8 protein-coding genes are annotated in these 9,750 nt (G+C 43.7%); 2 read left to right on the forward strand and 6 right to left on the reverse strand.

From position 1 onward, the window contains the following. From B3763_RS06095 to B3763_RS06120, 6 genes are all read right to left on the reverse strand, one after another. Positions 1 to 1,455: hypothetical protein (locus tag B3763_RS06095; protein WP_286744793.1), on the reverse strand; the 1,455-nt coding region annotated here is incomplete at its 3' end. A gap of 349 nt (positions 1,456 to 1,804) precedes the next feature. Next, on the reverse strand, positions 1,805 to 3,736 hold the full coding sequence (locus B3763_RS06100) for a RecQ family ATP-dependent DNA helicase (RefSeq protein WP_286744795.1): 1,932 nt from the start codon (positions 3,734 to 3,736) through the stop codon (positions 1,805 to 1,807). A 98-nt stretch (positions 3,737 to 3,834) separates the two neighbouring features. Continuing rightward, positions 3,835 to 4,608 carry an enoyl-CoA hydratase/isomerase family protein gene (locus B3763_RS06105; protein ID WP_286744849.1) on the reverse strand — a complete coding sequence of 258 codons (774 nt, stop codon included), beginning with the start codon at positions 4,606 to 4,608 and terminating at the stop codon, positions 3,835 to 3,837. Beyond that, positions 4,605 to 6,677, reverse strand: a complete 2,073-nt coding sequence (locus tag B3763_RS06110; RefSeq protein WP_286744797.1) for a ComEC/Rec2 family competence protein — start codon at positions 6,675 to 6,677, stop codon at positions 4,605 to 4,607. Before B3763_RS06110 ends, B3763_RS06105 begins: the two co-directional genes overlap by 4 nt. Positions 6,678 to 6,912: 235 nt before the next feature. Then, the gene (locus tag B3763_RS06115; RefSeq protein ID WP_229838633.1) at positions 6,913 to 7,353 is read right to left on the reverse strand and encodes a GNAT family N-acetyltransferase; all 441 of its coding nucleotides are present in this window, start codon (positions 7,351 to 7,353) and stop codon (positions 6,913 to 6,915) included. Next, on the reverse strand, positions 7,313 to 8,296 hold the full coding sequence (locus B3763_RS06120) for a PhoH family protein (protein WP_286744801.1): 984 nt from the start codon (positions 8,294 to 8,296) through the stop codon (positions 7,313 to 7,315). The genes B3763_RS06115 and B3763_RS06120 overlap by 41 nt, the downstream gene beginning before the upstream one ends. A gap of 89 nt (positions 8,297 to 8,385) precedes the next feature. On the opposite strand from B3763_RS06120, the gene B3763_RS06125 reads away from it, so the two are divergent. Both B3763_RS06125 and B3763_RS06130 read left to right on the forward strand, forming a co-directional pair. Beyond that, positions 8,386 to 9,141 (forward strand): SAM hydrolase/SAM-dependent halogenase family protein, encoded by a 756-nt coding sequence (locus B3763_RS06125; protein ID WP_286744803.1) that lies wholly within the window; start codon positions 8,386 to 8,388, stop codon positions 9,139 to 9,141. A 66-nt stretch (positions 9,142 to 9,207) separates the two neighbouring features. Beyond that, complete coding sequence (locus B3763_RS06130; protein WP_286744807.1) at positions 9,208 to 9,504, forward strand: putative quinol monooxygenase; 297 nt, start codon at positions 9,208 to 9,210, stop codon at positions 9,502 to 9,504. Positions 9,505 to 9,750 lie beyond the last annotated feature (246 nt).

Raw genomic sequence — 9,750 nt, forward strand, 5'->3', positions numbered from 1 at the left:
CGTTACGTGAGCATCTGCATCGTTCAATATTTTTCTGGCCCTTGCCAAATATACCACAGCATCATCGGGCATAATTCGAATTAAATCGAACATCTTATCGGCAATGTTGTAGGTCTTCAACATACTGTTTACGACAGACGCCCCGGTCCAAGCTGCAGCAACATTAAATACAATTTTACCCCATTCATGAAGTGCCTCATTTGAACCATTTTGAAAAGTAAGTAGGTCGATATACTGAGAAAGCTCACTTTTCACCATTTGGTACAGGTCTTGCCGAAGACTAGAGTCAAAAATCAAGTCCTTCATGTAAGCCACAAGCATAACTGTTTGCTCGCGAATGGCCACACTACGCGGGTTACTCCATATAATTGGGTTTCTAATATCCCAAGCAGCAAGGAATTCGGCAATATCTACCAATCCGGCCAATGACTCATAAGCTCCTTCCAAAAGCCCAGCACCAAATGGATCTATATAGCCATTTTTCCACATGAACTCCCAAAACAATGCTGGGTCTATTTTCACAAACCAGTCAGGAAGCTCAGATGCAAGTAATTCTATGTATTCGTCTAAGGCGGGGTTAATCAGAATGAAGTCTTCCGTATCACCAGAATAACATCCGTCATTTCCTCCACCAGGGGAATTGACATAGTACTCCATACACCGACTTCTTCGCACTACAATTTGTTCTCCGGTAGAGCAGGTGTGTTCACTCATATCTCCTCCATTGTAGATAAAAAGCTCATGTACCTCTTCATTACATGGCTCCCCTGAACTTTCTATTACATCAAAATAAGTTACGCAGACTTTCACAATGCCAGCACTCAAATAAGTGGTTGTAGTAGAAGGCCCATATCCGGTAACACTACCATCATTTAATCCACTGGAATTACCCACGTAAAACTGTTCTGTTTGTGGCTGACAATCGCCTCCAGAAGATCGGCTGTCAATCAGATTTGCAGAAGACCTCCCCCTATTACCCTCGAACTCTTTTAAAAACTCTTTCTCCACAGTTCCAACAAAATTTTCCATAGAAAAGCCTCCATTGACAAAACTTTCTCTATGAGCAGAGTCCAATCTATACTTGTAAAGAAGTGGAGCATCAATAGTCCCATCAGCTCGCTTCTTAACAACCAGATTAGAAAAGGTAAAAGGATTCTGATCACCATCGTTAACCTTGAAGGTATAATTGAGATTGTCCAGTGTGTCTATCATTTCCATAATTCGATCCATTCGAATTTGTCCTGCAGATCGCTCAACACTATTGGATAAGTACAATCTCTCGGAAGAAAAGCTCAAAGCCTGATTAATTGCATTAATAACCTCGGGAATCTCATCAGCTTTCACTTGTTTATAAGTGGATTCACGCAATACCTGTTGTGGCTCAACATCATCGATTTGGCAAGAGAAAACTGCCAAGAAAAATATTACTAGAATTAAAACACTGTACTTGTTCATTGATTTTTTTTCTTAAAAAAAGCACATTAATACATAAAAACAAAAATGTTTAGATTTTTTTCTACAGACCAAAAGAAAACCATTCGGCCCTTGACTAGTTTTTCTGACATTTAAGCAGGTCAATACTAGGACTAATCATCCAAATAGAAGGAGAGCAAACCCAATTGCTCTACGCCAAGCTGGTAATCAAAGTTTCTCGTCTCGTAAAAACCATTTGTGAAGACTCGAATGGAGCTAAATGACAGATTACTTCTAGAGGCTAAAGTCAAATGTCGCGGGTTTATTTTCTCAAAAAAGGGAGTTGTTGTGTGTGTATTCATCGGAATTGAATGTTTAATAAGAGTCAAATTCAATGGCTTCTTGAGGGTTTTATGTAGCCGTACGAATCATAATGCAAGTCACCATGGTCTATAAGTTCAGCCAGTAACTCTAGCAGCAGCTCTTTGTTGCGTGGTTTTATTTTTTTAATCAATTGCTCCTCACTATAACCTGTTGAAGCAGCCAGTAATTCGTCAATAGCTTTTCGGTAGGTCGCCTTTTCTTTGTGGTCTTGTTCATGCTTGTGTCTGTCAATACAATTGTCGCACACTTCACAACGGCCGTAGTCCGTTTCACCAAAATAAACCAGTAGTTGCCGGGTGCGGCACTCTTCCCGGTTGTGAACATAGGCCACAACCGACTCCATTTTACCCATTTTTAGTTTACGCTTAGCCTTCAGTGTCTTTGGGTCTATGGGTAACTTATCCGTTGGCTGACGGGGCATTAAAAAGGTAAGCTGCGGTTGTTCTTTTTGTTCGGAATATTCAACCACACCGCGCTGCTGCAAATGACTAAGGCTTTTTCTAATGTCGGCCACAGACTGTCCCAAGAGGGCCGAAAGATTGTTTTCTTGCAGGGTAACAAAGTTCTGATACAACTCTCCACCATGTAGCCTTAGCAATGCCTTAATAAGGGCATCGAACTGGGCATTGGCAATCTGAAACTCATACATTTTTCGCTGATCGATGGCGAAACGCACTTTACCTGGACTGAAAAAAGACTCTGACAAATGGATTACACCATGCTCGCCAAGAACCTTAAGGGCATGATATACCTCCAAAGGATGGCGTTGAAAGCGTTTAGAAAACAGGTCAAAATCAAAATCGAAGCTTTCATCGGGCCAGCTACCCACTGCCAATTGAAAGAAATTACCCAACATTTGGTACACTTCTTTTAGGGTATCCAGTTCAGGAAGAGCCTGCTCGGTTTTTCTGCGCAAGTGCTCAATATCGGCCTGATTGCAGATGATAAGGGCAAAAGCTTTTTTCTCATCTCTGCCCGCTCTTCCTGCCTCCTGATAGTAGGCTTCCAGATTATCGGGCAGATCCATATGTACAACCACCCGAACATCGGGCTTGTCTATGCCCATACCAAAGGCATTGGTGGAAACAATTACCCGTGTGCGGTTATGCACCCAATCTTCCTGTTTGGCGCTGCGTTCCTGAAAAGTAAGTCCTGCATGGTAATAATCAGCCGAAATATGATGTTGACTAAGCCATTGTGCCACTTCGCGAGCATGTTTTCGTGTGCTCACATAAACCACTGCACTTCCCGACACTCTTTGCAATACTTCCAGTAGCTTGCGTTCCTTATGTTCTTCGAACCGAACAGAGTAAGATAAATTAGGCCTGGAAAAACTCTTTACAAAGCGCTGTGGGTTACGCAACTTAAGCCTGACTTCAATATCTTCCCTTACCAATGGGGTGGCCGTGGCTGTAAGTGCAATGATGGGGGGCTGTGGTAACAGGTCGCGAAGATCCGCAATTTCCAAATAAGCCGGTCGAAAATCGTAACCCCATTGCGAAATACAGTGGGCTTCATCTACCGCAATCAAGCATACTCCACGCTTTGCAACTACTTTTTTTATACGCTCAATGAACAGTTCGGTCTTAAGCCGCTCGGGCGAACAGTAGAGAAATTTGAGGTCGGAGTTGGCCGCATTGTCCAGCAAATAATCAATTTCACGCTTACTCTGTCCTGCGTGCAGGGCTTCGGCTGCAATGCCTCTTTTCTGCAATTGATTTACCTGGTCTTTCATTAGGGCAATGAGGGGAGAAATGACCAGGCAAAGCCCATCCATGGCCATAGCCGGCACCTGAAAGCAAATGCTTTTGCCTCCACCGGTGGGTAGCAGTGCCAGCACATCTTTCTGTTCCAACACAGCTTTTACAATATCTTCCTGCAAAGGCCTGAAGGCAGAATAGCCCCAATACTTTTTCAGGATGTCTACTGGCTGGATCATTGCTTGAATATAGCGATCAGAAAATGGAAATCAGGTTATAATTTCTTCTAAGGTTCGGTTGTAGGGCTGCCCTATTACCTGTCTTAATGAACAGAATTCTACCAACTGGGTTTCTCCTTGTTCAGGAAGGCCGATATCCCCTTCTGGCAATCGTCTGAAGCTCTTGCTTTCGCATTCTGTTCGGCTGCATGGGCCAAGCCTTCTTCTAATGACATGGATTGTACCCGAGCGATCATCTGTTTGGTAAACTGCATGGATTGTCCTGAATTTTTACGCACCAGCTTTCTCGCAAATTCAGCTACAGAACTATCGAGCTCATCTTCTTTGACCACCCAATTGATTAGGCCCATTTCTCTGGCATCCTGAGCGCTGATCAGGTCTCCGGAGAGCAACAGTTCTTTGGCTTTACCTTCCCCAAGCTTTCTCAAAAGAAAGACTTTAACAATGGCCGGAATAAACCCAATCCGCACCTCGGTATAACCAAACTGCGCTTGCTCTACTGCAAAAGAAAAGTCGCACACCGTGGCTAAACCGCAACCTCCGGCAATAGCGTGTCCTTGAATTTTGGCAATTACCACTTTCGGGTGCGTATATATTTGGTAAAAAAGCTCTTTTAAATGATTAGAATCGGCCAGGTTTTCTTCAAAGGTATTTTTCTGTAATTGCTGTAAATAGGCCAAATCTGCTCCGGCACAGAAAGCTGCTCCTCGAGCCGCCAACACCACCACCTTGGCATCACTATCGGTTGCTGCCTTCTGAAATGCCTGCTTTAGCTCGCTCACCACTTGCTCATTGAGGGCATTGCGTTTATCGGGCCTGTTGAGCATAATGGTCGCCACTCTGTCTTTGACCGTATATTCTACAAAATTCATCTTTTCCATAGACTGCTAAAATAACCATTGGTAGCGACTTGATGCACAGGAATACCCATTTCCTTTGCCGCAAGAGTCAGGTAACGGCTCACCCATCGGCTGTTCGATTTATCTATAACAATGTATTGGACATGACTAAAATGCTCCAGTTGTTCCGTCCGGCTTATGGCATTGCCCGAAAGCACAAGGTAGTCTACGGGTATTTGAACTTTGCTCCACCAATGAATGTCTGCTGACTCGTTTAACCAAAGAATGGTCTTCCCCTCAAAAACCGTAAGGTTTCCTCCCGGAAACGAAGCACTGGCGAGTGTCAACTCATCGTCTGCTACTCCTTGTTTAGCTCCTGAAATGAGTCGCTTACCATGTAGGCTGAACTGCTGACTTTCCGGATCGGCCAAAAAAACCTCATCGGCCAGAACTTTAGACTGAAACCCGTGCCTAAAATCCATGACAGACTGCCGAGAGGCATCGATTACCGAAAACTCATAAGAGCGCTGATATGGAGCAAAGTGATAGGTCTGACTTAAAACAAAAGCCAGAGCCATGGCCAGGGCAAATTGCAGATAGCTCTTTCTGTGAAGCTCCCAAAAAAGAACCACACCAATCAGCACGGCATAGAGCAACCAGGCATCTAATATGGAAAGGTAAACGCCATTAATGGTGCTCCCCGGAAAGTGACTCACCTGTGTCACCAGCCAATTTACTGCTATCACTGTGCCGTTTAGCATTACCCCCAACAACGTAGCCACAGCCGACCAGAATGAGAGTGCTAACAAGCCCAATCCACCAACCAGAATAAGCGTTGCGGCCGGAATAATAAACAGGTTGGAAACTAAAAAGTAAGTCGGAAACTGATGGAAATACAACATACTTAGTGGCCCGGTAGCCAGCTGAGCGGCAACCGACACGCAAGTTATTGACCATACCTTATCGGCCAGCCAATGTCGGGGCTGCCACAATCCATATAGTTTGGGATGTAAATAAACTATTCCAAAAACGGCCAGAAAAGACAATTGAAACCCAACACTCATAATGAGATAGGGATTGTAAAGAAGCAAAACCAATGCCGACAGCGATAGGGTATTGTAAATATTTCCTCCTCTGAAAAGGGCTTTGCCCAGAGCCACAAAAGAGAACATGGTAACTGCCCGAAGTACTGAGGGAGAAAGCCCGGTTAAAAGGGCATAGCTCCAAAGCACCATTAGGCTGGCAATAGCCAGCCACCATCTGTACTTTTTCCTATTGAGACGAACTTGTTTTACAAGCCCAAAGAAAATAAGATAGATTATGCCCACATGCAAACCGGAAACGGCCAGCACATGCATGGCTCCCGTAGCCGAAAAAGAAGCAATAAGCTCATTATCCAGTTCATCTTTTACACCAAGCACTAGTGCCAAAACTACGGCTCTGGATTTGGGATTGGCTATGTATTTACCAACCTGCCCCACACAGAAATCTCTAACCAACAATGATTTGGCCACAAACCAATTGGGAGTTCCGGACCTGAGCAGGCTGAAATTATGCCCCACAAACTGCTGGTAATGAATATTCTGATAGGCCAGGTAATTACGATAGTCGAACTCCCCCGGATTGGCCGGAGCCGTGGTATGAGCTGGCTTACCCTCTATCCAAACCACATCTCCATAGGATAAAGCCTGGCCTGCTTCTTTCGAAAAATAAGCATTCACCCTACCCTTGGCAGATCTCCACCCCACATCCGTTTTTAACTCCGAAAGTTCAATAACTACCCTCACAGTATTGTCTTTGACCTGAGGCTCCTGAATAAGCTGACCAATGTATCCTTCTGTTTGGTGAGGAAATTCTTCCGGGGCCATTAAAAACATACTCAAACGGTAACCTCCCAGATTAAAGAGCAATAAGAAACTCAGAATGGCCAAAACATGCCGATTGCTATGAGAAGACTGCCATAGCAACCATATATAGACCACCAAAAGTACAGGAAGAATCGCTACCGGAAGTAAAACTGACTCTCCCAGGTAGTGGCGGCACACCACACCCAGGGCAAAGAAAAACGCAAAGCGAACAAATGGAAATCGCTGAAACTTCATGGTGGTGTTTATTGTGTGTTCACCCTAAGCAGGTGATGGTTGTTATCTCGGATTATGCTTAGATCAAAGACAATAGCCGACCGATAACCCTATGAAGTTATTGAATTTACCTGTTGCAAAAAAGTTTAAGGAATTGATGAGTTATAACAACCAAGCCAATTTACACTCTTTTAAGTGCTATGGCCTAAACATATGAGCTAGCTATTGAACGGTTGCTTAGTAAAGGTTAATCGCTTTAGCCTTCAATGGTCTTTTGCATCTCAAAGTGCTCTATACCTACTTCAAAAAAGCGCTCACCTACTTTTTCGAAACCAAAACGAGAATACAGGCCCATAGCATCTACCTGAGCGTGTAAATAAAGCAATGTACCCGGAGCAAGGTTTTCTTTTTCAATATAACCCAACACCGTTTGCACCAGGCGTTTTCCAACTCCTTGCCCTCTGTAGGCTTCCAGCACAGCAAAACGCTCCAGCTTCAAACCCTTGTTGGTTTCCCGGTAGCGGCATGTTCCTGCCGGCTCACCCTTCACAAAAGCAATGAAGTGCGTGGCATTCTCATCAAACTCATCGAATTCGTCTTTTTCAGGACAATTCTGACCTACAATAAACACCTCTCTTCTAATATCGAAGGCCTGATCAAGCTCCTGTTGACTCTCTATTTTCTTTACTCTTATCACTGCTGTTGTTTGGTTTGTCGTAGGCATTAATAATTTCCTTCACCAATTTGTGGCGTACCACGTCTTTGGTATCCAACTCTACGGTAACAATGCCCTTTACGTTACTCAAAAGCCTTACTGCTTCTGCCAGGCCCGAATGTTGATGCCTGGGTAAGTCTACCTGCGACTTATCGCCAGTTACAATAACTTTGGAGTTGGGGCCCATGCGCGTCAGAAACATTTTCATTTGCATGGAGGTAGTGTTCTGAGCTTCATCGAGTAAAACAAAAGCATTGTTCAATGTACGGCCACGCATATAGGCCAAAGGGGCTATTTCTATAATATTATTCTCCTGATAGAACTTCAGCTTTTCGGCCGGAATCATGTCACCCAGCGCATCATAAATTGGCCTCAAATACGGATCGATCTTCTCTTTGAGGTCTCCGGGTAAGAACCCTAAGTTTTCACCGGCCTCCACAGCGGGCCGGGTAATGATTATTTTCTGTACCTCTTTATTTTTAAGTGCTCTCACAGCCATGGCTACAGAAATAAAGGTTTTGCCCGAGCCGGCCGGACCAATGGCAAAAACCAAATCGTTTTTATTAACAGCCTCTACAAGGGCTTTCTGATTGCGGGTTTTGGGTTTAATAACATTGCCCCGATTGCCGTACACCAAAATATCGTCTTGCCCTTCTTTATCGAGGTGATGAACCTCTCTGCGCACGTAAGACTGTACACTCTCGTGGGTTATTTTGCCGTATTTATGGTAATGCTTAACCAACGACTGAACAATATCATTGATCTGAATAATCTCAGAAGCACTACCCTTAATGAGCAATTCATTGCCACGAGAAACAATTTTACTCTTGGGAAAAGCCGAGGCCACTTCTTTGATATTTTCATTCCCTACACCAAGGAAGTCGACCATAGTAATATTATCGAGTGTAATGAGTTTTCCTACCAAATTTTCAGACGCTTATGAATGATTGTCTATGCTTAAATTTTCAATAATTTTGCTTTCACTAAATTATAGAATAAACGCCAAAGTCACTTATGACCCTTATCACTTTCACATCAGATTTTGGACTGAGTGACCATTATGTGGCGCAATGCAAGGCCCGAATATTAGCCGAACATCCGGAAGCTCACATCATTGATATTTCGCATCAAATCAGACCATTCGATTTGGCTCATTTGGCGCATACAGTTGGCTCTGTTTTTCAGGATTTTCCCGAAGGAACCATCCACCTGATTGGAGGCGAAGCCTCAGCAGCCTCTTCACAAGACTACCTGCTGGCCGAAGTAGAGAAGCACTTTTTTGTGGTGCCCGATAGTGGTATTCTCAGCCTTATTTCGGAAAGAATTCCCGGCCATGCCATAAAACTCAGCATAAAGAAAAATGCCTATCGGGAAGTACCGGCACTGGTGGGCAAACTGGCCAAAGGAGCTTCTCCTGAAAGTCTGGGAGAAGTAACCGAGTCGTTCAAACAGTATGTGAAACGAAAATCAAGAGCTACTAAAAAAGAAATTTCCGGCCACGTGATTCATGTAGACCGCTACGGCAATCTAATCACCAACATAGAAAAGGTAGACTTTGACATACTTAGCCGGGAAAGAAGGTATGTCATTTATTTTGGCCGCGAACAAGCCCATACGGTTCAAAAAAGCATAAATGAAGTTGACCCTGGCGATGTGTTCGTAGTCTTTACTGACGGTGAAAAAATGATGCTGGGCATTAACCAGGGCAATGGCAGTCAATTATTGGGGCTGGAATATGATAGCCCCGTTACCATTCAGTTCGAAGATTAATGCCTGCCACTCCTGTTTGTGTGTTCACAAAAAGAATCGAACTTTGATCTGTAACTTTTACCTCCAATGCTGATACGAGTTGTTCGAATGACCTTTAGACCGGAAGAAGTTGAGGCTTTTCTGGATTTGTTTCATGCCACCAAAGAGAAGATTCGCCACTTCGAAGGATGCAAACACCTGGAACTGCTTCAAGACTTTAACACTCCTCACATTTTTGTTACTTATAGTTACTGGGAATCTGAAGAACACCTCAATTGCTACAGACACTCCGCTTTGTTTGCAGAAGTTTGGAAAGCCACCAAAAGTAAGTTTGCCGATAAACCAGTGGCATTCTCTTCCAAAAAAGTGATTGAGGTGAAATAAGAACGTCAGACCGGAAAAAACAGTCCATACATTCAAGCAGGGGCTATTTTATCCGGTATCTCATGAGCGATATTTCAAAAAGAGATTCCGGATATTTTTCTTCTCTTTTTGAATTTGAGACGAAAAATTCCGGAATGACAGATTCATCAATTTTCCTCAACCTCAAGGTTGTTTAATAAAAAATCTTTACTCATTTTTGCACACCCAATTTCATAGATGCCTAGGTGGCGGAATTGGTAGACGCGT

This window comes from Roseivirga sp. UBA1976 (assembly GCF_002336325.1).
Classification (GTDB): domain Bacteria; phylum Bacteroidota; class Bacteroidia; order Cytophagales; family Cyclobacteriaceae; genus Roseivirga; species Roseivirga thermotolerans.

What these genes read in the sequence shown, in the direction of transcription:
- B3763_RS06105 (WP_286744849.1), bottom strand. Translation starts at nt 4,608, where the DNA reads ATGAATTTTGTAGAATATACGGTCAAAGACAGAGTGGCGACCATTATG.
- B3763_RS06130 (WP_286744807.1), top strand. Translation starts at nt 9,208, where the DNA reads ATGCTGATACGAGTTGTTCGAATGACCTTTAGACCGGAAGAAGTTGAG.
- B3763_RS06110 (WP_286744797.1), bottom strand. Translation starts at nt 6,677, where the DNA reads ATGAAGTTTCAGCGATTTCCATTTGTTCGCTTTGCGTTTTTCTTTGCC.
- B3763_RS06125 (WP_286744803.1), top strand. Translation starts at nt 8,386, where the DNA reads ATGACCCTTATCACTTTCACATCAGATTTTGGACTGAGTGACCATTAT.
- B3763_RS06100 (WP_286744795.1), bottom strand. Translation starts at nt 3,736, where the DNA reads ATGATCCAGCCAGTAGACATCCTGAAAAAGTATTGGGGCTATTCTGCC.